This window comes from Alloalcanivorax balearicus MACL04 (assembly GCF_025532145.1).
Lineage (GTDB): Bacteria > Pseudomonadota > Gammaproteobacteria > Pseudomonadales > Alcanivoracaceae > Alloalcanivorax > Alloalcanivorax balearicus.
The window spans coordinates 1-24,537 of the sequence record NZ_ARXS01000026.1; the positions used below are offsets into that span (position 1 = coordinate 1).

The 24,537-nt window shown below is 62.5% G+C and carries 21 protein-coding genes; 9 read left to right on the plus strand and 12 right to left on the minus strand.

Annotation, left to right across the window (positions count from 1 at the left end):
• Positions 1–61: 61 nt before the first annotated feature.
• From MA04_RS17505 to MA04_RS17540, 8 genes are all read right to left on the minus strand, one after another.
• Positions 62–1,663 (minus strand): class I adenylate-forming enzyme family protein, encoded by a 1,602-nt coding sequence (locus MA04_RS17505; protein ID WP_262461846.1) that lies wholly within the window; start codon positions 1,661–1,663, stop codon positions 62–64.
• Positions 1,664–1,708: 45 nt separating this feature from the next.
• On the minus strand, positions 1,709–2,488 hold the full coding sequence (locus MA04_RS17510) for an enoyl-CoA hydratase/isomerase family protein (RefSeq protein WP_262461848.1): 780 nt from the start codon (positions 2,486–2,488) through the stop codon (positions 1,709–1,711).
• Positions 2,485–4,470: an acetyl/propionyl/methylcrotonyl-CoA carboxylase subunit alpha gene (locus MA04_RS17515; protein ID WP_262461849.1), complete on the minus strand. Its 1,986-nt coding sequence runs from the start codon at positions 4,468–4,470 to the stop codon at positions 2,485–2,487. Before MA04_RS17515 ends, MA04_RS17510 begins: the two co-directional genes overlap by 4 nt.
• A 16-nt stretch (positions 4,471–4,486) precedes the next feature.
• Positions 4,487–6,109 (minus strand): acyl-CoA carboxylase subunit beta, encoded by a 1,623-nt coding sequence (locus MA04_RS17520; RefSeq protein ID WP_262461850.1) that lies wholly within the window; start codon positions 6,107–6,109, stop codon positions 4,487–4,489.
• A gap of 303 nt (positions 6,110–6,412) precedes the next feature.
• Complete coding sequence (gene bioA / locus MA04_RS17525; protein ID WP_022996857.1) at positions 6,413–7,684, minus strand: adenosylmethionine--8-amino-7-oxononanoate transaminase; 1,272 nt, start codon at positions 7,682–7,684, stop codon at positions 6,413–6,415.
• 87 nt (positions 7,685–7,771) lie between these two features.
• Positions 7,772–8,659 carry a hypothetical protein gene (locus tag MA04_RS17530; RefSeq protein ID WP_163122781.1) on the minus strand — a complete coding sequence of 296 codons (888 nt, stop codon included), beginning with the start codon at positions 8,657–8,659 and terminating at the stop codon, positions 7,772–7,774.
• A gap of 125 nt (positions 8,660–8,784) precedes the next feature.
• Positions 8,785–10,323, minus strand: a complete 1,539-nt coding sequence (locus tag MA04_RS17535; protein ID WP_262461853.1) for a class I adenylate-forming enzyme family protein — start codon at positions 10,321–10,323, stop codon at positions 8,785–8,787.
• Positions 10,324–10,346: 23 nt separating this feature from the next.
• Positions 10,347–11,177, minus strand: a complete 831-nt coding sequence (locus MA04_RS17540) for a helix-turn-helix transcriptional regulator (protein ID WP_262461855.1) — start codon at positions 11,175–11,177, stop codon at positions 10,347–10,349.
• A 154-nt stretch (positions 11,178–11,331) separates the two neighbouring features.
• On the opposite strand from MA04_RS17540, the gene MA04_RS17545 reads away from it, so the two are divergent.
• The 6 genes from MA04_RS17545 (at position 11,332) to MA04_RS17570 (ending at position 18,721) form a co-directional block, all read left to right on the plus strand.
• On the plus strand, positions 11,332–11,694 hold the full coding sequence (locus MA04_RS17545) for a hypothetical protein (RefSeq protein ID WP_262461856.1): 363 nt from the start codon (positions 11,332–11,334) through the stop codon (positions 11,692–11,694).
• Entirely contained in the window at positions 11,681–12,835 is a 1,155-nt protein-coding gene (locus MA04_RS17550; protein ID WP_262461858.1) for an acyl-CoA dehydrogenase family protein, read from the plus strand. The genes MA04_RS17545 and MA04_RS17550 overlap by 14 nt, the downstream gene beginning before the upstream one ends.
• A gap of 63 nt (positions 12,836–12,898) precedes the next feature.
• Entirely contained in the window at positions 12,899–14,044 is a 1,146-nt protein-coding gene (locus MA04_RS17555; RefSeq protein WP_262461860.1) for a C4-dicarboxylate TRAP transporter substrate-binding protein, read from the plus strand.
• A gap of 118 nt (positions 14,045–14,162) precedes the next feature.
• Positions 14,163–15,728: an acyl-CoA synthetase gene (locus tag MA04_RS17560; RefSeq protein WP_262461861.1), complete on the plus strand. Its 1,566-nt coding sequence runs from the start codon at positions 14,163–14,165 to the stop codon at positions 15,726–15,728.
• 40 nt (positions 15,729–15,768) lie between these two features.
• Positions 15,769–16,917, plus strand: coding sequence for an acyl-CoA dehydrogenase family protein (locus tag MA04_RS17565; RefSeq protein ID WP_262461862.1), 1,149 nt, complete (start codon positions 15,769–15,771; stop codon positions 16,915–16,917).
• 16 nt (positions 16,918–16,933) lie between these two features.
• Positions 16,934–18,721 (plus strand): acyclic terpene utilization AtuA family protein, encoded by a 1,788-nt coding sequence (locus MA04_RS17570; protein WP_262461863.1) that lies wholly within the window; start codon positions 16,934–16,936, stop codon positions 18,719–18,721.
• Positions 18,722–18,889: 168 nt separating this feature from the next.
• Here MA04_RS17570 and MA04_RS17575 read toward each other — a convergent pair whose 3' ends face one another.
• On the minus strand, positions 18,890–19,213 hold the full coding sequence (locus tag MA04_RS17575; RefSeq protein WP_022996865.1) for a YnfA family protein: 324 nt from the start codon (positions 19,211–19,213) through the stop codon (positions 18,890–18,892).
• Positions 19,210–19,680, minus strand: a complete 471-nt coding sequence (locus tag MA04_RS17580; protein WP_035450513.1) for a TIGR02444 family protein — start codon at positions 19,678–19,680, stop codon at positions 19,210–19,212. The genes MA04_RS17575 and MA04_RS17580 overlap by 4 nt, the downstream gene beginning before the upstream one ends.
• Before the next feature lie 77 nt (positions 19,681–19,757).
• On the opposite strand from MA04_RS17580, the gene MA04_RS17585 reads away from it, so the two are divergent.
• On the plus strand, positions 19,758–21,671 hold the full coding sequence (locus tag MA04_RS17585; RefSeq protein ID WP_163122763.1) for an ATP-binding cassette domain-containing protein: 1,914 nt from the start codon (positions 19,758–19,760) through the stop codon (positions 21,669–21,671).
• Positions 21,672–21,831: 160 nt separating this feature from the next.
• On the opposite strand, the gene MA04_RS17590 is transcribed toward MA04_RS17585, so the two are convergent.
• Together MA04_RS17590 and hemP are read right to left on the minus strand one after the other, a co-directional pair.
• Positions 21,832–22,803: a ChuX/HutX family heme-like substrate-binding protein gene (locus tag MA04_RS17590; protein WP_163123546.1), complete on the minus strand. Its 972-nt coding sequence runs from the start codon at positions 22,801–22,803 to the stop codon at positions 21,832–21,834.
• Between the two features lie 133 nt (positions 22,804–22,936).
• Positions 22,937–23,119, minus strand: coding sequence for a hemin uptake protein HemP (gene hemP, locus MA04_RS17595; protein ID WP_014992841.1), 183 nt, complete (start codon positions 23,117–23,119; stop codon positions 22,937–22,939).
• 136 nt (positions 23,120–23,255) lie between these two features.
• Between hemP and MA04_RS17600 the strand changes: the two genes are divergently transcribed.
• The gene (locus MA04_RS17600) at positions 23,256–23,774 is read left to right on the plus strand and encodes a DUF6231 family protein (RefSeq protein WP_262461866.1); all 519 of its coding nucleotides are present in this window, start codon (positions 23,256–23,258) and stop codon (positions 23,772–23,774) included.
• 80 nt (positions 23,775–23,854) lie between these two features.
• The gene (locus tag MA04_RS17605) at positions 23,855–24,535 is read left to right on the plus strand and encodes a hypothetical protein (RefSeq protein WP_262461867.1); all 681 of its coding nucleotides are present in this window, start codon (positions 23,855–23,857) and stop codon (positions 24,533–24,535) included.
• The last annotated feature ends 2 nt before the right edge of the window (positions 24,536–24,537 follow it).

Below are 24,537 nucleotides of genomic sequence, written 5' to 3' on the forward strand. Positions count from 1 at the left end.
CATAGAATCTCCCACAGCGGCTTCGTAGTCCGATTTGAGGGAAAGCGGCCACACGGCATCCTTAACCCTGCTGGTAATAGGCCTCGTGCTCGGAGCGAATCATATGCTTCTGCACTTTGCCGGTTCCGGTGCGCGCAAACTCCTCCGTGAACAGCACAGCCTTGGGGACCTTGAAGCCCGCCAGCCGTTCCCGGCAATGTTCCAGTACCCGTTCTTCGTCCGCCCGCGCGCCGGGTTTGAGGATCACCACCGCGGTGATCGCCTCTCCCCAGTGTTCATGGGGCAGCCCCACCACCGCGGCTTCCGCCACGGTTTCATGCTCCATCAGACAGCGTTCCACTTCGATGGAGGCCACGTTTTCACCGCCGGTCTTGATCACGTCCTTCTTGCGATCGGTGAACCAGATGGCACCGTCCTCGTCCATCCAGGCAATGTCGCCGCTGTGAAACCAGCCGTGCTGAAAACTCTCGCGGGTCTTTTCCGGCTGGTTCAGATAGCCGTTCATGGTCTGTGGTCCGCGATAGACGATTTCCCCCGGCTCGCCACGGGGCAACAGGCGGCCGTGATCGTCCATGATCGCCACCCGCGTCATGGCGGTGGCGGTGCCCCAGGTGGCGGCCTTGCTCCACTGATGCTCCGGCCGCTGCATGCAGGTGGCCGGGGTGAATTCGGTCTGGCCGGAACCGAGCACCACATCGGCATTGACAAACAAATCGTGCAGAGCGCGCAGGCGCTCATCCGGCATCGGTGCCATGGCATAGACCGCCCGCGTCACCGAAGTAAGGTCATGGTTGCCGCGCGCCGCGGCGTCCAGCAGTTGCCCGTACATCATCGGCAGAAACATGATCACATTGGCCCGGTGCTTTTCGATCAGAGACAGCATGTTTTCCGGTGTATCGAACCCCGGCGCCAGAATCACCCGAGCCCCCACCGTGAACATCGGCACGGTCATGGAATTGAGCATGGCGCAATGAAACAGCGGCAGCACCACCAGCGCCCTGGTATTGTGATCGGCTTGATGGGCAAGCGCCCCGGACAGCCCGGCCATGGTCACCGCCAGATGGCTGGTGAGCACGCCCTTGGGCAACGCGGTGGTGCCGCTGGTGTACAGCAGTTGCACCGCGTCACGATCAAACACCGGCACTTGCAACTCGCCATCGTCGCCTTGCTCCAGCAACCCGTCGAACGAGCCCGCATCCTTGGGCAGATTCTCCGGCGCCCGCTCTCCGGTCCAATAAACGCCCTGAAGCTCCGGCAACGACGGCACCAGTTCCGTTGCCGCCGCCAGCAACTGATCCTGCACGATCAGCACCTTCGCCGCGGCATCCTGGAAGCAATAGGCGATTTCCGAGGGACGCAGTCCCAGATTGGCCGGCGCACAGATCAACCCGGCCTTGGCGCAGGCGAGATAAGTGATCAGGATTTCCAGGCAGTTGCCGGCCATCACCCCAACCACATCCTGACGCTTCAAACCCAGGCCCAGCAAGGCACTGCCCAGACGATTCGCGCGCCGATCCAGTTCACCGTAAGTAAGGCTTTGCTCGCCACAAACCAGCGCTACTCTGTCCGGAAACAGATCCGCGGCCCGGGTGCTCATGTCACCGACACAGACCCGGTCCACCATATGCCGGCCGAAAGCTTCTTCGTCGAGATTCACTGTCATGATGCGGCTCTCCTGTTGTTGTGCTTATGGGAACAGGCCAGGCAACTACCGCCCCGGCCAATCCGGCGCGCGCTTCTCATTGAACGCGGCCAGGCCCTCCTTGGCATCCTCGGTAAGTGCGAGGGTGGCGATCTGGGTTTCGGTGTAGGCGATGGCCTGATCGAAGGACATCGCCTCGATGGCACGTAACGCGTACTTGCCCCGGCGGATAGCGGTGGGGGATTTGTCCACCAGGCGGTCAATCAACCACTCGACCTTGGCGTCCAGTTCCGCCGCCGGCGCCAAATGATTGACCAGCCCCGCCTGCAACGCTTCGTCGGCGGTGAAAGGTTCACCAGTGAAGCACCATTCACGCAGCACCCGCTGCGGCACCAGCCGTTGTAGCAAGCTCAACACCTGCATCGGGAAGACCCCGACCTTCACTTCCGGCAATCCGAAGCGCACCGTGTCCACCGCCACCGCCATGTCGGTCATGCACAGCAAGCCCATGCCACCGGCCATGCAGACCCCGTTCACCCGGGCAATGCTCGGCACCGTGCAATGGCTGGCGAGACGCATCAGATCGGCGTAGTCGGCATTGGGCTTGGCGTAATCGAAGACAAACCCCTCTCCGGGGCGCAGATCGGCGCCGGCGCAAAAGGCCTTGTCGCCGCTGCCGGTAAGTACGATCACACGCACCTGAGAATCCGCCTGAGCCTGTTCATAGCCCTGACGGATACCATCGATCACCGCCTGATTAATGGCGTTGCGTTTGTCCGGCCGGTTCACCGTGATCCACAGCGCCCGACCACGTTTTTCCAGTAATACCGCTTGTTCCGTACTCATTCCGGTTTGCTCTCCTCACTGGCATCCGCTTCGATTTCCACCAACACCCGGCCGGCGGCCACCTGATCCCCTTCGGCGGCGCTGATCACCGAGACCACACCGCCGACGCCGGCCCGGTGCACGTGCTCCATCTTCATCGCTTCCAGCGTGAGCACCGCTTCGCCCGCTTCCACCCGCTGACCTTCGCGGACCGCCACCGACACCAGGCGACCGTTCATGGACGCCCGCACCCGGCCGTCGCCACCGTCGGCGGCACCCTGGGCGGCGGCGGCATAGGTGCGGTCCGTGACCGAATAACCTTCGCCGCCATGGAGGAAGTGCAGCACGTCACCGCGCCGCTCCAGCGGCACCGTCTCCACCACGCCGCCGCATTCCAGCCGCGCCCCGTCAGCGGTGCAACCGAGCAACCCGAATTCCGTGGTGACGTCCTCGATGACCACCTGCAAGCGATCCGCCTGCATGCGGGTCAGGGTGGCGGCGCCGTCTTCGTCACGCAGTTGATAGCGCACGATCAGCGGCAACCGGGAAGACAAGCCGGATCTGGCACTGCCGGCCCCGCGATCGGTGAGATACAACAAAGCGGCGGCCAGCGCCTGCAGTTGCTGCCCGTGTTCCTCATCCTGGTGCAGCAAGTCGGCCTGCCGCTGTTCCACGAAAGCGGTAGTCGCTTCGCCGGCGGCGAACACCGGGTCGCGCAGGCAGCGCGCCAGAAAGCCCTGGTTGGTTTCCACGCCCAGCGCCACCAGTTCTTCCAGCCCCGTGGCCAGACGGCGGCGGGCTTCGTCGCGGTTCTCGCCCCAGGCGATCAACTTGGCCACCATGGAGTCATAGAACGGCGGCACCTCGGCGCCGTCCTGCAAGGCGCTGTCCACCCGCAGGGTTCGCGGCGCGCGCCAGCGCACCAGGGTGCCGCTTTGCGGCATGAAGCCCTGGCGCGGACTTTCCGCGCAGAGACGTACTTCGATAGCGTGTCCCCGGAAGCCGATGTCGTCCTGTTCCAGGGCCAGAGGCTCCCCGGCGGCCACCCGCAATTGCAGGGCCACCAGATCGATACCGGTGATCGCCTCGGTAACCGGGTGTTCCACCTGCAGGCGCGTGTTCATTTCCATGAAGTAGAAGCGGCCCTCGCCATCCAGCAGGAATTCCAGAGTACCGGCGCCTTCATAGCCGATGGCCTGCACCGCCCGCACGGCGGTCTCGCCCATCTGCTCACGCAGCGCCTGATCCACGGCCGGAGATGGCGCTTCCTCCACCACCTTCTGATGACGGCGCTGCACCGAACAATCCCGCTCACCGAAATGCAGCGCCTTGCCGTGACGATCCGCCACCACCTGGATTTCCACATGCCTCGGTTCGACGATGGCTTTCTCCAGAATCACTTCCGGATCGCCAAAAGCACTTTGCGCTTCCGAACGAGCGCTGGCCAAAGCCTCCAGAAAAGTGCCCGTGCTTTCCACCAGACGCATGCCGCGCCCGCCACCACCGGCGGTGGCTTTGATCATCACCGGGTAGCCGATGTCATCCGCTTCCCGGTGCAGCCGTTGTTCACTTTGGTCCTGGCCCTGATAACCGGGCACGCAAGGCACGCCGGCCTGCTCCATCAACAGTTTGGCGCGGGCCTTGTGCCCCATGGCCTCGATGGCCTCGGCGGAGGGGCCGATGAACACCAGCCCGGCGTCGGCGCAAGCCCTCGCCAGCGCCGGATTCTCCGCCAGAAAGCCGTAACCGGGATGCACCGCGTCGGCGCCGGCGCGTCTGGCGGCGTCGATGATGTTGTCGATATTCAGATAGGACTGCGCCGGCAGGGCCTCGCCGATGCAGACCGCCTGGTCCGCCTCCAGGGCGTGGCGGGCATCACGGTCGGCGCTGGAATAGACCGCCACCGTGCGGTAGCCCAGTTCCCTGGCGCTACGTTGGACGCGCAGGGCAATTTCGCCACGGTTGGCGATCAGTATCTTGCTGAAAGGGGTCGCTTTGCTCATATCGTTACCGCTCGGATCAGGGACGGGCCACGGAGAATTGCATCGGCTGGGTTTGCCGCTGCTCCGCCTCACGACAGATGGACAGCACGTAGGCGATCACGCCACGGGTATCGCGGGGGTCAATGACACCGTCATCCAGCAAGCGTCCGCTGGTGGCGAACACATCCATCTGTTTTTCAAAGGTGTCGATGATGCGCCCTTCCAGGTCCTCCAGGGCGGCACGGTCCACTTCCTGGCCACGGCGCTTGGCCGCCGATTCGGTGACGATGCTCATGGTGCGGGCGGCCTGCTCCCCGCCCATCACCGCGGTCTTGGCGTTGGGCCAGGAGAAACAGAAACGCGGATGAAAGCCCCGGCCGCACATGCCGTAATTACCAGCGCCGAAAGAAGCACCGCAGTACAGGGTAATTTGCGGCACGGTGGCGTTGGTCACCGCCTGGATCATCTTGGAGCCATGTTTGATGATGCCGGCCTGCTCATAGTCCTTGCCGACGATGAAGCCGGTGGTGTTGTTCAGATACAGGATCGGCGTGCGCGACTGGCAACAGGCCTGAATGAAATGGGTGGCCTTGGTCGCCCCGGCGGGATCGATCGGCCCGTTATTGGTGATGATGCCCAGTGCCATGCCTTCGATACGCGCCTGCCCGCAGACGGTGGCGGGGCCGTAGTTGGCGCCGAACTCGAGGAAGTCGGAATCGTCGACGATGCGCGCGATCACTTCCTTCATATCCACCGGTCTTTTGTGGTCCATGGGCATGATGCCGAGCAGTTCCTCGCCGTCGTAACGGGGCGGCGGAGCCGGTTCGGCGACCGCCGCCGGGATATCCCGGTTCCAGTCCAGCTTGCCCATGATGTCACGTACCAGACGCAGAGCGTCGCGATCATCCTCGGCCAGGTAGTCCCCCAGACCGGACAAGGTGGTGTGCATCTCGGCCCCGCCCAGCTCCTCATCGGTGGCTTCTTCACCGGTAGCCGCCTTCAGCAACGGCGGACCGGCCAGGAAGGCCTTGGAGCGGCCGCGCACCATGATGATGTAGTCCGACAGTCCGGTCTGGTAAGCACCGCCGGCGGTGGAGGAACCGTGCGTGACGGTCACCACCGGCAGACCGGCGGCGGACAGACGCGCCAGGTTACGAAACGAGGAGCCGCCCAGGATGAACTCTTCGACCCGGTACTTGAGCAGGTTGGCTCCGGCGCTTTCCACCAGTTGCACATACGGCAGTTTGTTTTCCAGCGCCAGCTCCTGCACCCGCAGCACCTTGTCCAGCCCCATGGGCTGGGCGGCACCGGCGTCGATGCCGGAATCGGTGGCGAGGATCATGCAGCGCACGCCGCGGACATAACCGATACCGGCGATATTACCGCCGCCAGGGATGGTTTTCTCCGGATCCGGGTTGTCCATGCCGTAGCCGGCCAGGGTAGCCAGTTCCAGAAAAGGGGCGCCGGGGTCCAGCACCAGCGCCACGCGCTCACGAGGCAGCAACTGCCCGCGTTTTTCAAAGCGCCCCTTGGCGGCGGCGGACTTGTCCCGGGTCCGTTGCTCCACCGAGCGCAAACGCGTCAGCAGAGCCTCCATACCGGCCCGGTTTTCGCGGAAAGTGGCGTCCGCGGAGGACACTTGGGTTTCGAGTACTGCCATGAAAAGGGCTTCCCAGTCTGTCGGCACCGGGGATCACCGGTGCCTTGGTGTCAAAACAGTTCTGGTAGCCTACGCAGCGGCGAAGCGGCGGGTCTTGCGAAAAATAGCTATGGGGGGAAGGAAAGTTGACAGTGGATAGTTGACAGGTAACAGCGGAAATCAAAAGCGAATGATCTTTAGCCGCTGTGGGAGCTTGCCTGCAAGCGAATTTCTTGAGGGCCGGGATCCCATTCGCTTGCAGGCAAGCTCCCACAGCGGCTGATAACGGGCTGTTTTGTCTCTTCGTTCTGCGCCGTCAGCTCGTCACTGGCTCACCACCCGCATGGCGTGAGTCAGTTGCCTCAGTTGCTCCGGCTCGATGATGAACGGGGGCATGATGTAAAGCAGTTTGCCGAACGGACGGATCCAGACACCCAGGTCCACCAGCTGCTTCTGCACCTGGCCCACATCGCAAGGCTGCTTGAGTTCCACCACGCCGATGGCGCCGAGCACGCGCACATCCGCCACTTTGTCGGATTCCAGGCAGGGCGTCAGTTCCGTCCGTAACTGCGCTTCGATGGCCTGAACGCGCTGCTGCCAGGGGCTTTCCAACAGCAGGTCGATGCTGGCGTTGGCCACCGCGCAGGCGAGCGGGTTGCCCATGAAAGTCGGGCCATGCATCAGGACTCCGGCCTGACCGTCGCAAATGCCGGCCGCCACGCGATCATTGCAGAGGGTGGCGGCGAGGGTCATGTAGCCGCCGGTAATGGCCTTGCCAAGGCAGAGGATATCCGGCACCACATCGGCGTGCTCCAGGGCGAACAACTTGCCGCTGCGGCCGAAACCGGTGGCGATCTCATCGAAAATCAGCAGCACGCCATGCTCGTCGCACAGACGGCGGCAACCTTTCAGGAATTCCGGGTGGTACAGCCGCATACCGCCGGCCCCCTGTACCACTGGCTCCAGAATCAGCGCGGCGATCTCGTCCGCGTGCTGCTCCAGTTGCGTGCGCACGGAGTCCAGAGCGCCATCGTCCCAGACGCCGTCGAACCGCACCGAGGGCGCCTCGGCAAAGTAATGCCGCGGCAGAATGCCGCTGAACAGGTCGTGCATGCCGTTGACCGGATCGCACACCGCCATCGCCCCGAAGGTGTCGCCATGATAGCCGTTGCGCAGCGCCAGCAGCCGGTGTTTGCCGGTCTTGCCCTGGCTCATCCAGTATTGCAGCGCCATCTTGATCGCCACTTCCACCGACACCGAACCGCTGTCCGCCAGGAATACCTTGGTCAATTCGGCGGGCGTCAACGCCACCAGCCGCTTGCCCAGTTCCACCGCCGGCTCGTGAGTGATGCCGCCGAACATCACGTGGGCCATGCGTTCAGTCTGGTCACGCAGGGCCTGATTCAGACGCGGGTGGTTATAGCCGTGGATCGCCGCCCACCAGGACGACATGCCGTCCACCAGCCGGCGCCCGTCTTCCAGCTCCAGGTAGACGCCCTCGGCGGCGCGCACCGGGTACACCGGCAAGGGCCGGGAGGTGGAGGTGTAGGGATGCCAGAGATGATCGCGGTCGAAATCGAGGTCGATGGAGGCCATGGGACTACCTATTTAAGAGGACGGCTGTTACGGGGACAGCGGTTTACAGGGAAAGCCCGAGCACCATGCCAAGACCAGCGCCAATGCTCAAGCGTCGTCGTCCACCGGCTGCCAATCCAGGGTTTCCTGATCCAGCAACCAGGTGCGCCAGCGGCCGTCGCTGTCCTGCACCCGATAGCGATAGTCGCCGTCCCGGGTGACCTTGCGCTCGGAGATCTGATTCTTCAGGCAGCTGTCCAGCGCCAGCGTACGCCAGTCCAGCAGCCGCCATTGCGTGTCCAAGCGCAAGCGTACCAGGCCGCTCTCGTCACCGGCGCCACACATCCCCAACGCATAAGGGCGGGATGGGTGTTGGTAACCCAGCAATACCACCAGACCCTGCTCATCCTCACGCCAGTCCAGCACCTCATTACCCGCCGTCGGCATATCGAATGCGGTCAGGTCCAGTTCCCTCTCCCGATCACCGTCTTCCAGATGCAGAAAAGAGTACTGGCGATATACCGACAAATTCGGGTTGTACAGACGCAAGGGGGCACTGTTGTCCTCCTCGCGCCAGATCCCCGCGCCCTCGTGATTCACCTCGAACCGTTCAGTCCAGCCGGTCAGCGCACGGTAGTAGGCGATGCTGTCCCAAAAGCGGCTGCCCTCGTAGCTGAAATCCAGCAACTCCCGCCCTGGCAGCGGGCTGTCAAAGTGATAAAGCACCCAGCCATCGGTGTCGTGCAACCCCACCAGGGGCACCCAGGTGCGCGAATCCCCACGGCGGTAAGCCCCGCTGAGGGAGTAGATATCACGGTGGCCGGGCGAGAATTCATGCACTCTCAGCATCAACGTCAGCGGCATGTCCCCCTGCTCACCTCGATAAAGCCGTTCCCGGGTATCCCATTCCCGCACCAGTATCCGCGGCTGCGCCACCGACACCGCCGTCAGCAGCAACATCAGCAAGGCGATGATGTGTCGTCCTCGGGTATTCACTCTTTACGCTCCGCCGGCAATCCATTCGCATCAGACAAGAGACGTATTTTAAACAGCCTGGCCCACTGGCGGGGGCGCTTTGTCGGACATTAAGGTGAACTTTTGTGAATGGCTGAGCACCGGGACTAACCGTGCCGCTCTCCCGGAACAGCTTCTCTGAGCAGAGCTTTCTGGATCTTGCCCGCCGGTGTCAGCGGCAAGCTGTCGCGGAATACCAGTCGGCGAGGAACTTTATAGTCGGCCAGAGCCTGGCGGCAATGTTCCAGCACCGCCGCTTCATCCAGATCACTGCCAGGGCGCGGGACGACGTAATAGCAGCCCACTTCGCCGAGCACCGCGTCGGGCACGCCAATTCCGGCCACCATCATCACCTGATCCAGACGGGCAATGTGATTCTCCACCTCCGCCGGATAAACGTTGAAACCGCCCTGGATGAACATGTCCTTCTTGCGGCCGCGCAGGGTGATCATACCGTTGCTATCACGTTCACCGAGATCACCGGTATGCAGCCAGCCGTCGTCATCGAAGGTGTCGCTTTCCTCGGCGGCGCCAATGTAACCCGGCACCACACCGACGCCACGGAACAACAGCTCACCGACTTCCCCAGCCGGCAGGTCGGTGCCTGCTTCGTCCACCACCCGTAATCCGGCATCGGCCAGTGGCTGGCCGATACAGCGCTTGAGGCTATCGTCATCACATTCCCAGGGGGTCATGACGATGGCGCCGGAAGACTCCGACAGGCCGTACAGATTCATCAAGGTGGCGGCCGGCACTGTCTGCTGCAAGCGTGTCAGCAGAGTATCGTCGACGTTGCTGCCGCCGGTAATCACCATTCGTACCCGCGACAGGTCCGCGTGCTCCAGCGCCGGGTCCATCAACAACAAGGTAAGCATGGTGGGTACGCCCTGCAGCAGAGTGGGCGGGTGCTCAGCCATCATCGCCAGCACCCGGTCCGCTTTGAAATCCGCTACCAGCTCACAGGTGGCCCCCCCCATCAGGCTGGTCAGAATACCGCAGGTAATGCCGCCCACATGATTGAACGGCAAGGCCAGTTGGGTGTGGTCCTCCGGAATCATCCGGGTGTGCGCGGCCTGGGCGGCGGCGGAGGCGAGCATGCTGGCGTGTGTCAGCGCCGTGCCTTTGGGACGGCCAGTGGTGCCCGAGGTGTAAATCACCATGGCAAGATCGTCCGCGTTCAGTTCCGGCGCTACCGGTACCGGCTCTGCCCGCAGCAGTTGCTGAAAACGCTCGCCGTCCAGATCCACCACCTGCTCCAGCGTCGGGGTCTCCGGAGCCAGCCGGTCGAACATGGCCAGGAAATCGAAATTGTCATGCGCGGCTACGGTAAACACCGCCTTCATGGCACTGTCGTTCACCATGTGGCGCAACTCCGCGTCCCGATAACGTACCGACAATCCCACCACCGCCACCCCCAGCCTGGCACTGGCGAAAAACAGCCACAACCAGGCCATGCGATTGGGTGCGATCACCCCGATACGGTCGCCGCGACGCAAGCCCAGAGCCTGCAAGCCACCAGCCAGACAGGCCGTGAGCGCTTCGGTATCGGCAAAACGGTGGGGGTGGCCATTATCGATCCAGCCGATTCGGTCAGCGTGCTCTCGAGCGGTCAGGTTGAGCTGATCGGGAATACGGGGGGTGCTCATGATCGGGGCTCCGCGAGGGGGTTTCACAGGCCAGCGTTGACCAGGGCGTCCGGCGCGCCAACCCGGCTCTGTAACAGGATCGCCAGTTTGCGCGACCCGACCAGAATGTCCTTGGGCGTCAGGCCGTAGAACTGCCGAATGGAATGGCTGAAGTGGGTGGAATCCGGATAGCCCACATCCAGCGCGATGTCGGTGAGAGTGTCGCGGCGATTAACGTGGTAAAGCAGGCTGCGGGCGCGCTTCCAGGCGCGGAACTTGCGAAAGGTAATACCCAGATCTTCCTTGAACAGATGAAGGAAACGGGAAAACGACAGACCACTGAGCAGCGCCGCTTCTTCCGCCGGACAATGGCGGGAGGGATCCTCCCTCAGATACGCCAGTACCCGTGCCACGCGGGGATCCAGTTCGCGGCGCGGCAACGTCTGCCCGAGAAACAGCGGATCCACTTCCACGCGAGGATCTGTCCCTTCTTCCGCCAGGGCCTGGATACGGGCGAAGCCACGTCTCAGAGTCTGCAGCAGCTCATCGCGGTCGCCGCCATGATCACAGCGCAACATCGGCGGCAACGCGCCCATGTTCACGGTTTCCGGCTCCACCATCACCGAGCCGAGCAACCGTTCACCGGTTTCCACCCAATGCGGCTGGTAAGGGGGTACCACCGCCACCGCGGTTTCCTGCCAGTTGCGGCCGTCAATGCTGAAACGAAATGGCAGGTCCAGGCCGCAATAGACGGTCAATGAACCAAAACTGCGCAGACGGGGACGCCCCAGCAGACCCAGATAGCAGACCCGCTCAGGCCCGAGCAGCATGACCCGTCCACGGCGCCGACGGGAATTTGTCTTTGTTGTCATCATTGCCTCCTCCGGTGACAACGTCACCGCAGGGCCCGTATCCGCACAGGCCTGCGAGGAATATAAGAAAAAGGATCTACCCTTGTTCCCACATAGCCGATTGGCAAAAAAGATCAAAAACCATCGGCTGAAAATATAAATCCCGAGCCATGAAGGCGTGTTCGAACTTAAACCAAACGATCGGCCAATTGCAACGGCCAACGGGTCTCAGGTTGGAAAGGTTGCATTACCTCCCGACCACGCACTTCCGCACCGCATCCACATGGGTTCCAACCTCGCACACTCGGGGCTTACCAGCACGCTGCAAACCTTCAGCTTAGTCATTACCCAAGTCATGGGCTTGTGCCAACTGGCTAATCCTCCTTTTATTTCTCTTTTTTCGTTTTTCGCTTTTTTCGCGCTTGATTCCTGTGTTTTTTATGGCCATACCATCATGTCGATCGCCCTCATGGACGTCGTCACATCAGCAGCCGCGCCGAGAATCCAAACAACAGGAGAACTTGAAAATGCTGTTCACTAACGAGCACCGGGCGCTGTCGGAATCGGTGAAAAAGTTTGTCGCCACGCAGATCAATCCCTACGTGGATGAATGGGAAAAGGAAGGCATTTTCCCCGCCCATGAGTTGTTCAAGAAAATGGGAGAAAAAGGCTTTCTTGGCATTGCCAAACCGGAACAGTTTGGCGGCATGGGTTTGGACTGGAGCTACAACCTGGCCTTCTGCGAAGCCATGGGTGAGGTGAATGGCGGCTCCATTCCGATGGCGGTGGGCGTGCAAACCGACATGGCCACTCCCGCCCTGGCCAAACAGGGCTCCGATGCCCTGCGTGAAGAATTTCTGGTCCCGGCCATCGCCGGCGAATACGTGGCCTGCATCGGTGTTTCCGAACCCGGAGCCGGTTCCGACGTAGCGTCCATCCGCACCAATGCCCGCAAGGATGGCGACGATTACATCATCAATGGCGGCAAGATGTGGATCACCAACGGCACCCAGGCGGACTTCATGTGCCTGCTCGCCAACACCGGTGACGGCCCGGCGCACAAGAACAAGTCCCTGATCGTGCTGCCACTGAAAAGCAAAGGCGTCACCATAGCCCGAAAGCTCGACAAACTCGGCATGCGTGCCTCCGACACCGCCGAAATCTGGTTCGAGGATGTGCGTGTGCCGCAGCGCTATCGTATCGGCGAAGAAGGCATGGGTTTCATTTACCAGATGCAGCAGTTCCAGGAAGAGCGATTGTGGGGGGCGGCCTGCAATCTACGCTACATGGATATCGCGGTACAGGACGTCATCACCTACACCCGCGACCGCCAGGCCTTCGGCAAGTCGCTGCTGGACAATCAGGTGGTGCATTTCCGTCTGGCGGAATTGCAAACGGAAATCGAAGCGCTGCGTTCCATGGTGTATCGCGCCGTCGAACAGATGATCAATGGCGAAGACGTTACTTATCTCGCGTCCATGGCGAAACTGAAGACCGGCCGGCTGTGCCGCGAAGTCGCCGACAGCTGCCTGCAGTACTACGGCGGCATGGGTTTCATGAATGAAACGCCGATCACGCGCATGTATCGGGATACCCGCCTGACTTCCATCGGCGGCGGCGCCGATGAAGTCATGCTCGGCATCATCGCCAAATTCATGGGTACTCTGCCGGGCAAACGCTAAGACCGGTTGCTCGATAACGGCCGCGCCGAAGTCATCGGGCGGCCAACCGATAAGGAGAATAAGATGAAACGATTCACCACGCTTCTGGCCGGCGCCGCGCTGGTCGGTGTTACCGCGCTGACGTCAACGGCCCAGGCTGAATCTCTGCGATTCGCGGTGGGTTTCCCTTCCGCTTCCGCCAACGTGGATGCCGCCAAGGCCTATGCCAAGGCGGTGGCGGACTATTCCGATGGCGATCTGGAAGTAAAAATCTACGAGCTTTCCCTGCTCAATCTGGCCGAGATGAGCGGCGGGCTCAAGCAGGGTATCGCCGACGTGGGCTACCTGCTGACACCCTACTTCCCGGCCGAATACCCCAATATCAACATGGCGGCGGAGCTGTCCATGCTGCTGGCGCTGAATGCCCCCACCGGAAACGAAGGTCTGGCCTACGCCGGCGCCATGAGCGAGTACATCATGCTGCACTGCGACGACTGCGTGGCGGAGTTGAAGCATCAAAACCAGGTCTTTACCGGTGGTGGCGCCAGCCCTCAATACGGGCTTCTGTGCACCACACCGGTCACTACCATTGCCGACCTGAAAGGCAAGCGTCTGCGTGCCGGCGGCGCGCAATGGGCACGCTGGGCCAAGCATTTCGAGGCCTCTCCGGTGTCACTGCCCGGTAACGAGATTTTCGAGGCTCTGAATCAGGGCGTGGTGGACTGCACCATACAATCGGCGGCGGAACTGAGCGGCCTGGGGCTGATGGACGCGGTCAGCGACATCACCATGGCGGTACCCGGTGGCGTATTCGGTGGCTCCGGCCCCGCCAACGTTAACCGCGACGTCTGGCAGGATCTCGATGCCGACCAGCGCAAAGCGCTCCTGCATGCCGGCACGGTCATGTCCGCCACCGCCGCTGTACTCTACCGGGACTATGGCGAACGGGATCTGAAAACCGCGGAGAAACGCGGCGCCAAACGGCATGACGCCAGCGAGGCATTGATCGCCGCTTCCCGCGATTTCGTTCGCCAGGATGCGAAGAACATCGTTCAGTATTATGAAGAAAAACACCAGGTCCGCGACGCGGCCGGCAAGATCGAGATGATGCGGCCACTGGTGAAGAAATGGCTGGAACTCACCGCCGATATCGATAGCACCGAGGCCCTCGCCGATCTGTACTGGCGAGAAGTGCAATCCAAGGTCGACGTCGACCGTTATGGGCTGTAACTCTCCAGCCAGTTAACACAAGACCGGCACCGTGGCCGTTGCTAGCGTTCCCTTCGACAAGGCGTCTTCCCGGGCGCCGCCCCATACCGATAACAACACTCGTTCAGGAGACACCAAGGTGAGCCAGCCCTCCTTCTTCTCAACCCACCAGGATGTGCACTATCTGGGTGGGGTCGGCGACTGGATAACCCATCACGCCACCCAGGATCCGCAACGCATGGCGCTGGTGTTTGGCGATCTGCGCCTGACCTACTCGGAGCTGAACCAACGCATCAATCGGCTCGCCAACGCCCTGACCGATCTCGGCGTCGCCAAGGGCGACCGAGTCGCTCTGCTGATGCTCAACGGCAACCACTTCATCGAGAGTTTTTTCGCCTGCGCCAAGCTGGGCGCCATCGCCCTGCCACTGAACTACCGTCTCAGTGCCGAGGAAATCGGCTTTATCCTCGGCGACGCTGGCGCCACCGTGTTGCTCTATCAGCCGGCCCTGGCGGATCTGTTCCGTTCGATTCGCCAGAACACCGCCCTGCATCACGGCATCGCCACCGAAGGCGAAGCAGAACCGGGAGATCATCGCTATGACGCCCTGCTCGACGCCGCGCCCGCCAGCGAACCCGGGGTGCCGCTGAATCAGAACGATCCGCTGATGATGATGTACACCTCCGGCACCACCGGCAAACCCAAGGGCGCCCTGCTCAGCCACGGCAATCCGACCTGGCTGACCGCCGACACGATTGCCAGCGACGCGGCAATAAGCCGTGACAGTGTGATTCTGACGATCGCTCCGTTGTTTCATATCGGCGGGCTCGCCGTGCATACCCTGCCGGCCTTGAATATCGGCGCCCAGGTGGTGCTGCACGCCCAGTTCGATCCGCGACACACTCTGGCCACGGTGCAGAAGGAAAGGATCACGGAACTGTTCCTCCTGCCAGCCATGTGGCAAGCACTGAGTCAGTCGCCCAACATCAACGATTATGATTTGTCATCCTTGCGCAGCCTGCTTTCCGGCGGTGCGCCTTGCCCGATACCGGTGATCGAGTTCTTCCAAGAACGAGGATTGGCCTTTCAGGAAGGGTTCGGCATGACCGAAACCTGCGCCGGCGCCTGCATCCTCGGTAGCGCCGACGCGGTGCGCAAAAACGGTTCGGTGGGCAAACCTCTGGTGTACGTGCAGATGCGCATCGTCGACGAGAACGACCAGGACGTGGCAACCGGCGAGGTGGGCGAACTGATACTGCGCGGGCCGACCATGTTCCTGGGCTATTGGGGACGGCCGGACGCCACCGAGGAGGCCTGTCGCAACGGCTGGTTCCATTCCGGTGATCTGGCCCGCCGTGACGAGGAAGGTTTTTATTACATCGTCGACCGCAAGAAGGACATGCTGATTTCCGGCGGCGAAAACGTCTACCCCACCGAAGTGGAACAAGTGCTCTACAAACACGAGCAGGTGTTGGAAGTGGCGGTGATCGGCGTCCCCGACGACAAATGGGGTGAAGTGCCCATGGCGGTGGTGGTGCCCAGAGACGGCCAGACGCCGACACTGGAATCCCTGCGTGACTTCTGCGACGGCAAACTGGGCCGTTTCAAGATTCCCAAACACCTGGCTCTGGTGGACGAACTGCCCCGCAACGCCACTGGAAAAATACTTAAACGCACCCTGCGCGACCGGTTCACCGGCGCCTGATCCCCGACGCCGTCTCGCCGTCCCAAGCCTGGAGTAAGTAATGAACACAGTCAGCAGTCCGTTCTATACCGAGGAGCATGAAGCTTATCGCGACACCCTGCGCGCCTTCGTCGGTAAGGAACTGGAACCCCACGCGGCGCAATGGGATGAGGAAGGCACCTTTCCCCGCGAGCTGTACCGCAAAGCCGCCGAGGTCGGCCTGTTCGCGGCCGGTTATCCGGAGCAGTACGGCGGTCTGGATCTGGATTTGTTCTACATGCTGATCAATGCCCAGGAACTGGCCCGCGCCGGCGTCGGCGGCCTGCATGCCAGCCTGATGAGTCATCACATCGGTCTGCCGCCGATCATCCGCGCCGGCCTCCCGGCGTTAAAAGACAAATGGGTCCCGGCGGTGATTCGCGGCGACAAGATCAGCGCCCTGGCGATTACCGAGCCGGGCGGCGGCTCGGACGTGGCGGCGCTGACCACCACCGCCCGACGTGACGGCGACCATTATGTCGTCAACGGCAGCAAAACCTTTATTACCTCAGGGATGCGCGCCGACATTTATACCGTGGCGGTGCGCACCGGCGAGCCCGGCCACAAGGGCATTTCCCTGCTCGCCATCGAGCGCGACACACCCGGATTTACCCGCACTCAGTTGGAGAAAAAAATGGGCTGGTGGTGCTCCGACACCGCCACCTTGTATTTCGACAATTGCCGGGTGCCGGTGGAAAACCTGCTGGGCGAGGAGAACCAGGGTTCCAAACTGATCATGCAGAATTTCAATAGCGAGCGGCTGTTCATGGCCGCCGCCTGTACCGCCTACGCGCGGGTCTGCCTGGAGGAGATGATCGAGTACGGCCAGCAGCGCAGCACCTTCGGCAAAACCCTGATGGAACATCAGGTGATCCGCCATAAAGTGGCGGACATGTGCATGCGCATCAACGCCACCCAGGCCTATCTGGAACAACTGACCTGGCGGGTGCAGAACGGTCAGAACCCGGTGGCGGACGTCTGTCTGCTGAAAAACCAGGCGACCCAGACCATGGAATACTGCGCCCGCGAAGCGGTACAAACCCTCGGCGGCGCCGGTTATCTGCGCGGTTGCAAGTCGGAAAGAATCTACCGGGAGGTCCGCGTCAACGCCATCGGCGGTGGCGCCGAGGAAATCATGCGCGACCTGGCCGTGCGGCAAATGGGACTGTAGTAATGAGTGAAAGACTATGAGCAAAACGATCCGCATCGGCGGCGCTTCCGGCTACTGGGGCGATACCGCCATTGGCCCCGTGCAGTTGATTCGCCAGGGACAGGTGGACTATCTGATCTTCGACTATCTGGCGGAAATCACCATGTCGATTCTGGCCAAGGCACAGGCCCGCGACCCCGCCCTGGGCTACGCCACCGATTTCATTGAACGGGTGATGGCGCCCTTGCTGCCGGAGATCCATCGCCAGGGCATCAAGGTGATCGCCAACGCCGGCGGCGTGAATCTGACCGCCTGCCGTCAGGCTTTGGAGAAAGTGGCGGCCGACGCCGGCCTGCCTTTGCGCATCGGCACCGTGGAAGGCGACAACCTGCTCCCTCAGCTCGAACCGGTACGTGCTCTTGCCCCCGCCGAACTGGACACCGGCGCCCCGTTACCCGCCAAACTGATGAGCATGAACGCCTATCTGGGCGCTTTCCCGATCGCCGCCGCCCTCGATGCCGGCGCCGACATCGTGCTCACCGGCCGTTGCGTGGACAGTGCCCTGGCGGTGGGCCCGCTGATCCACGAATTCGGCTGGCGGCCGGACGAGTATGACCGGCTCGCCGCCGGCGCCCTGGTGGGCCACGTGATCGAGTGCGGCGCCCAGGCCACCGGCGGCAACTACAGCGACTGGCCGGATACCGTGGACGGCTGGGACGACACCGGCTTCCCCATCGCCGAGGTCTCCGCCAACGGCGCTTTCGTACTGACCAAACCCCGTGATACCGGCGGCACCGTCACCCCGTTCACCGCCGGCGAACAGATGCTCTATGAGATCGGCGATCCGGGCGCCTATGTGCTGCCGGACGTGATCGCTGATTTCCGCCAGGTGACCCTGGAACAGGACGGACCGGACCGGGTCCGCATCGAGGGCGCCCGGGGCCATGCCCCCACCGATACCTACAAGGTCAGTGCCACCTACGCCGACGGCTTCGGTTGCGTCGGCACCTTTGTTATCGCCGGACGCGACGCCGCCACCAAGGCCCGCCGGCAAGGTGAAGCGGTGCTGAAAAAAGTCCGCCGTCTGCTGGATCAGTCGGAATTGGGCGACTTCAGCAAAACCGCGATGCAACTGGTTGGCGCGGAAAGCAGCTACGGCGATCACGCCAGCGACAGTGCCCGGCAAGTGCGGGAAGTGGTACTGCGTCTGGGCGTGCACCATCCACGCCGGGAAGGGGTGGAACTGTTCTCCAAGGAATTCGTCGGCGCCGGCCTGTCCATGGCGCCGGGCATCACCGGCCTCAGCCCCGGGCGGCCGCGCCCCACGCCGATCGTGCGGCTGTTCTCGTTCCTGATCGACAAGGAGCGGGTGCCGGTGCAAGTGGCCTTGGACGGGGAACCGGTACCGCTGGCGCAGGCGGCGGAGCGCGGCGGTGGCCGGCCAGTGGCCAGCCAATCCGATCCAGCGCCGACACTGGAAGATAGCGCGGTCAAGGTACCCCTGTACCGACTGGCCGTGGCACGCAGCGGCGATAAAGGCGACCACGCCAATATCGGTGTCATCGCCCGGCGGCCGGAATATCTGCCGGCACTGCGCGCCGCGCTCACCGAAGAAGCGGTCGCCGAGTGCTTCTCCCATACCCTCAAAGGCAAGGTGGAATGCTTCGATCTGCCCGGCAGCCACGCCATGAACTTTCTGTTGCGCCACGCTCTGGACGGCGGTGGCGTCGCCTCCCTGCACCTGGACGCGCAGGCCAAGACCTATGCCCAGGTGCTGCTGGATATGGAAATCCCGGTGCCCGAAGGGCTGCTGTCCGACAGCTGACGAGCAGCACAGACCTGACTACGAAGCCGCTGTGGGAGCTTGCCTTGCAAGCGAATGGGCTCTCCCCCAAAAAGATTCGCTTGCAGGCAAGCTCCCACAGCGGCCTTGTAGTGACCTCTGAATTCGTATCCGCGAGGCCCGGGGCTTTCAGGCGTCAAGCTTCCAGCCTCAGGCGGTCCGCGGGCCAAGCAGAATAATGCCCGCCCCGGCCAGACAAACCGCCGCGCCGATCAGATCCCAACGATCCGGCGCGCGTTGCTCCACCACCCACAGCCACAACAGCGACGTCGCGATATAGACACCGCCATAGGCGGCGTAGGCACGCCCGGCGTAGTCGGCATCCACCAAACTCAGCAACCAGGCAAACGCCGCCAGACTGAGCATCCCCGGTACCAGCCAGAGCACCGAGCGATCCAGCCGCCACCAGGCCCAGAATGAGAAGCACCCGGCGATCTCCGCCAGTGCCGCCGCCAGATATACCAGCGGCGTCACCGCGCCAACTCCGCCGCCTCGCACAACGCTTCCAGGGTAGCCTGCAGGCCCTGGCAAACGCCGGCTTCCGGCGCCACCATCAACAACCAGGACAACGCCGATACCGGCTGATCCGTGGGCGGCGCCCCCTGAGTCATATCCGCCAGTTGATTCAATAGCAGGCGCTCCGCCTCCAGTTCCGCCTCCTGGATCTGCCGTTTCAGTTCCCGCGCCCAGCTCTCGGCGGCGGCCCGGCGACGAACCTCGCGCAGCGGTCGCAGATAATCCTTTTCCATGATCTCCGCCCGCGCCAGCAAGCGCCGGCCCAGAGCCGCGTCCGCCGGGCTGGGGCGGCGGCTCAGCCACAGTGCCGCCAGCACCGCCGCCACCGGTACCTGATACTCATCCTGCAGGCGCAGGCACTGGCGCTCCACATCCGCTCGTCGCCACAAACGCAGCGCGAAAGTCCAAAGCGTGTCCTCGGTCATCGGCAGTCCTTCAGTTGCGCGCGGCCATACCCTACACTGCGCCGGTTTCCACTCAATTGTCGCTGAGTCCTTATACCATGTTGTCCCTGGAACACATCAACCTGCGCCGTGGCACCAGCCTGCTGCTGGAAGACGCCAACTTCACTCTGCATCAGGGTCAGAGAGTCGGTTTGGTGGGCAAAAACGGCAGCGGCAAGAGCTCCCTGTTCAAGTTGATCAGCGGCGAGCTGGACACCGACGCCGGGCAGTTATCCCGCCCCACCGACTGGCGTCTGGCAATGATGGCCCAGGAAGTCCCGGCCCTGCCCCAGCCGGCCATCGACTATGTTCTGGACGGCCACCAGGAGCTGCGCGCCGCCGAGCGGGAACTGGCCCGCGCCCAGGACAACGACGACAGCGATGCCATGGCCCACGCCCATGCCCGTCTGGACACCCTGCGTGCCTGGGAGCAGCCGGCGCGCGCCGCTACCCTGCTGGCCGGTCTGGGCTTCAGTGAAGCGCAACAGCAACAGCCGGTCAGCGCCTTTTCCGGCGGTTGGCGCATGCGTCTGAATCTGGCCCAGGTGCTGCTCGCCAATGCCGAGCTTGTGCTGCTCGACGAGCCCACCAACCACTTGGATCTGGACGCCATTCTCTGGTTGCAGCAATGGCTGGTGCAACAGCCCGGCGCCTTGATGGTGATTTCCCACGACCGCGCTTTTCTCGACGCCACCGTGGGCGAGATCCTGCACATCGACCAGGGGCGGCTCAAACGCTATACCGGCACCTATTCGGACTTCGAACGGCAACGGGCGGAACAGCTCTCGCAACAGCAAAAGCTGTACGAGAAGCAGCAGACCCAGATCGCTCATTTGCAGAAGTTCGTGGATCGCTTCAAGGCCAAAGCCTCCAAGGCCAAACAGGCGCAGAGCCGGGTAAAGGCGCTGGAGAAGCTGGAGCGTATTGCCCCGGCCCATGTGGATTCCGCGTTCCGTTTCTCGTTCCACACGCCCAAGCGGCTGCCGGATCCGATGATCGACCTGGAAGGGGTCGGCTGCGGTTACGACGGTCAGCCGGTGCTCACCAATGTCACCCTGAATCTGCGCCCGGAATCCCGGCTCGGCCTGCTCGGCCAGAATGGCGCCGGCAAGTCCACCCTGATCCGCACCCTGGTGGGAGAATTGCCGGCCATCGGCGGCCATCTGCTGCACGGCCCGGATCTGGTAATCGGTTATTTCCACCAACAACAGGTGGACCGGCTCGACGCCAGGGACACGCCTTACCAGTTGCTCAACCGCGAGTATCCGCAATGGAGCGAACAGCAGATTCGCAATGAGCTGGGCGGCTTCGGCTTTCATGGCGACGAGGTGTTCGCCCCGATCGGCCGTTTTTCCGGCGGCGAAAAGGCGCGCCTGGCGCTGTCACTGATCGTGCAGCAAAAACCGTCACTGTTGTTACTCGACGAACCGGCCAACCACCTGGATCTGGACATGCGCGAAGCGCTGACCATGGCGCTGCAGGACTTCGCCGGCGCCGTGGTACTGGTTTCCCACGACCGCCATCTGCTGGAAACCACCGTCGACGAATTTCTGCTGGTGGCGGACGGCGGCGTGCGCCCCTTCGACGGCGACCTGGATGACTATGCCCGCTGGCTGCAACAGGCCCGCCGCGATGAGCAGGCCGAAGCAAAAGCGGACGACACCCGCTCACCGGTACGCGATGACGCCAAACAGCGGCGCCAGGACGCGGCCCGCCGCCGCGAGCAACTACGGCCGTTGAAGAAAACCATGGAGAAATGCGAGCAGCGGCTGGAGTTGGCCGGCCGGGAACTGGCCGAGGTGGAAATGCTGCTGGGCGATGAGGGCCTGTACACCGACAGTGCACGCAAGCAGGAACTGGCCGATCTGCTCGCCCGTCAGGGGCAACTGCGCAACGAGAAGGAAGAACAGGAAATGGCGCTGCTGGAAGCCATGGAAGCCTTGGAAGAGGCGGAAAAAGCAGTGAACAGTTAATAAGGAATAGTGAATCGGGGGCGCTTGCTGCCAACAGTTTTCCACAGAAAGAACCACGAAGCCGCTGTAGGAGCTTGCCTGCAAGCGAATGGGCTCCCCCAAAAAATTCGCTTGCAGGCAAGCTCCTACAGCGGCTTCGTAATGACCTCGGGGCGCCGCCTCAGGCGAACAAAGCGCCGGGGCGGCCCTCCTGAATCAGGGCTTCACCGAGCAAGGTCAGCCAGGCATCCTCGTCCCCACCGGAGGATAGCGTCCACAACCAACGCCCCTCCGAGTCGAGCGCTTCCAGGGCGGTCAGCACCCGGCCCGGTCCCGGGCGGCGCAGACGCCACACCGACGCCACCCGTCCCATATCGAGACTGATCAGGGTGCCGTTATGGGCCAGATGACATTGCCCTTGCTGCCAGCGTGGCGAAGACCAGGGCGCGCTCAGGCACAACCTGACGCCACGGTTACCGGTACACACCGTCAATGGCGTGGCGCGCTCGGCGGCCAGAGACAATAGTGACGGTACCGTTTCGCTGCGTACCGGGCAGGCGAACTTGTCCCGTACCGCCTGATACAACACCTGCCGGCGATCCCCCACCTGGCGCAGTAGTTCCTCGAACGCGTCCTCGTCGCTTTGCGACCAGCGTCGTTCCCAATCCATAAGCGAGCCCGTCGGCCGGTGCGGCGCACGAACAGCGAGCGGACAGCCCAATTGTTGCTGATCCGGATGCAGCATGGCACAAACCAGTTCTTCGAAGGCCAGGCCGCCGCTTTCCGGCGCCACCGCCATTTGCTGCACCGGCTCACCGTAGTCGTCGAAAAACAGCAGGCTGCGTGCCGGCAGATCCGCCACCGGCGCCAGTACCGCCAGCACCGAGCGCCATTGGCGAACGTCCAGCTCCTGGCGCATGCGGCACTGGTCACCGCGGCAGTCCAGCCCGGGACTGGAGCCGGTCAGGGCCGGATAGCGTATTGACTGGGAAACCCGGCCGCCGCTGGCGAAAGTGGTTACCACCAGGGAGCCAAGCCGATAGAGTCCTTTGAGAATCGCCATGGGCTCTTCCTGGAGCCTCAGTACGCGATCACCCAGGGCGGAGCGACAATGTCGCAGGGTCGCCGACTGGGCAGTGCCGCCTATGGCCATTACCGTCACGATCCTACCTCCAAGGTACGCGAAGAAATTAGGGTGTGGGCAGCTGGCGGCGGCTGGCTTTCCACAGTCAGGGAGAACTGTTGGGGCCACGGGCGTGGCCGGCATTCTGGTTAGTCGGAACAAGCTATTTGGTCAGAATCAAGCGGTCGTTGGCGGTGCGCCGTAACAGGTAACGCTCGCCGCCGTGCTCGATCCAGAGTTTGCCATCGGCATTGAGCAAGGCACGGCTGGCGACGCTGTCTTCCTGTACGGCGATGCGTCGGCCACTGCGAGTGGCGATGGTCACCGGTTTTTTCCATTGCGACATGGCGGGCTCCTGTTCGCTCATCCTTTAACTGAGAATGATTATCATAACACCTCAATAGTGCCGTCAACCTTTGTTTACAAGAAATCCGACCCTCATCATCTCGCCGCGCCGTTCGATCCTGGTTACACTCAAAATCATGATGACATCGATAGCTGCTTCCGCCATTCGTACGCCGCAAGAAAAACTGGCTGCCATCCTCGACAGCCACCAGCCCCGTCGCCTGCTCACCGTCAGCCTTAACCCGGTCCCGGTCGCCGAACACTGGTGCGACGATCATGACTGCGAATTGATCCGCATCCAGGAACAAAACCCTTTCGACGCTCTCGATCACATCGACCGGGTAGACATGGCGATCGTCGCCGATCAGCTGGAATACATGAGTCAGCGTGACGGTGAGTCCTTGATCGGCCTGCTGCGCAACCTGCACACCGATTCCCTGGTGGCGGTCTACCAACCGCACCTGGCACCGGAAAAACTGCGCTGGCCCAGCAATGGCTTCCTCGCTCTGGGATGCCGGGAGGAAGGTCATTTCGCTCACGATCAAAGAGAACTTCTGCTCTATAGCTACGACCTGGATTCGTACAATTTCAAACGCGCCTGGAATAATCCTCGTTTCTGGGCCAACCCGGAGAACTGGGGCAAGTATTGGTGGTGATCGCGATTTATTCCCGGCCGGTAGCCAAGACCGCGCGCCTCAAGTAAGGTGACGCGCGACCCGTCCAGACATGCAGACCGATGATCTTCGAGCGCCTCAAGGAAGCCCTTTATTTCTGGCGACGCCACTTGGCCGCCCTGTTTCTGATCAGTGCCCCTTTCGCCCTGCTCGGTGAAGCCGCGCAGTGGGTGATGGGCCCGTTTCTGATGTTCGATGGGGATCAACTGACCGGCATCAATCTGAGCGTGGGCCTGGTCATGCTGCTGATCCGGCCGCTGGCGGAGGGCGCGTTGATCATGCAGCTGGCGTCGATACACCAAGGCCGCGCCCAAGGTGTGATCGCTTGCACCCTGCCCGCGCTGATGCTGTACCCGGCGCTGGTGCTGACCTACTTCCTGATCGGTATCGGCGTCACCCTGGGCTGGACGCTGCTGTTCTTCCCGGCACTGTGGGTTTATACCCGCCTGTGCTTCGCCCCGTTCCGGGTCGTGCTGCACCGGCAGTCCCCGATCGCCGCCTTGCGCGGCGCTTTCCAGCATAGCGGTCCGTGCCAGTGGCCGCTGCTGGGCGCCATCCTCCTCACCGGGCTGATCATGTTCGGTCTGATCGGCCTGACCAATACCCTGTTCGTCGGCCTGCTTGGCGAAAGCGCCGGGGTCGGCCTGGTGATCAACGTGTTGGCCTCCCTGATCACCACCCTGATCAACGTAGTGGTGTTCCGCTTCTGGCTCTTGAACGATCCCGGTACTCAGCAGCCCTGACC

Bases quoted from the DNA above. Each gene is read 5' to 3' on its own strand.
- bioA (WP_022996857.1), bottom strand. From the start codon at position 7,684: ATGGCCTCCATCGACCTCGATTTCGACCGCGATCATCTCTGGCATCCC.
- MA04_RS17510 (WP_262461848.1), bottom strand. From the start codon at position 2,488: ATGAGTACGGAACAAGCGGTATTACTGGAAAAACGTGGTCGGGCGCTG.
- MA04_RS17520 (WP_262461850.1), bottom strand. From the start codon at position 6,109: ATGGCAGTACTCGAAACCCAAGTGTCCTCCGCGGACGCCACTTTCCGC.
- MA04_RS17535 (WP_262461853.1), bottom strand. From the start codon at position 10,323: ATGAGCACCCCCCGTATTCCCGATCAGCTCAACCTGACCGCTCGAGAG.
- MA04_RS17555 (WP_262461860.1), top strand. From the start codon at position 12,899: ATGAAACGATTCACCACGCTTCTGGCCGGCGCCGCGCTGGTCGGTGTT.
- hemP (WP_014992841.1), bottom strand. From the start codon at position 23,119: ATGTCGCAATGGAAAAAACCGGTGACCATCGCCACTCGCAGTGGCCGA.
- MA04_RS17605 (WP_262461867.1), top strand. From the start codon at position 23,855: ATGATCTTCGAGCGCCTCAAGGAAGCCCTTTATTTCTGGCGACGCCAC.
- MA04_RS17585 (WP_163122763.1), top strand. From the start codon at position 19,758: ATGTTGTCCCTGGAACACATCAACCTGCGCCGTGGCACCAGCCTGCTG.
- MA04_RS17505 (WP_262461846.1), bottom strand. From the start codon at position 1,663: ATGACAGTGAATCTCGACGAAGAAGCTTTCGGCCGGCATATGGTGGAC.
- MA04_RS17580 (WP_035450513.1), bottom strand. From the start codon at position 19,680: ATGACCGAGGACACGCTTTGGACTTTCGCGCTGCGTTTGTGGCGACGA.
- MA04_RS17540 (WP_262461855.1), bottom strand. From the start codon at position 11,177: ATGATGACAACAAAGACAAATTCCCGTCGGCGCCGTGGACGGGTCATG.
- MA04_RS17590 (WP_163123546.1), bottom strand. From the start codon at position 22,803: ATGGCCATAGGCGGCACTGCCCAGTCGGCGACCCTGCGACATTGTCGC.
- MA04_RS17515 (WP_262461849.1), bottom strand. From the start codon at position 4,470: ATGAGCAAAGCGACCCCTTTCAGCAAGATACTGATCGCCAACCGTGGC.
- MA04_RS17570 (WP_262461863.1), top strand. From the start codon at position 16,934: ATGAGCAAAACGATCCGCATCGGCGGCGCTTCCGGCTACTGGGGCGAT.
- MA04_RS17550 (WP_262461858.1), top strand. From the start codon at position 11,681: ATGCTGTTCACTAACGAGCACCGGGCGCTGTCGGAATCGGTGAAAAAG.
- MA04_RS17565 (WP_262461862.1), top strand. From the start codon at position 15,769: ATGAACACAGTCAGCAGTCCGTTCTATACCGAGGAGCATGAAGCTTAT.
- MA04_RS17600 (WP_262461866.1), top strand. From the start codon at position 23,256: ATGATGACATCGATAGCTGCTTCCGCCATTCGTACGCCGCAAGAAAAA.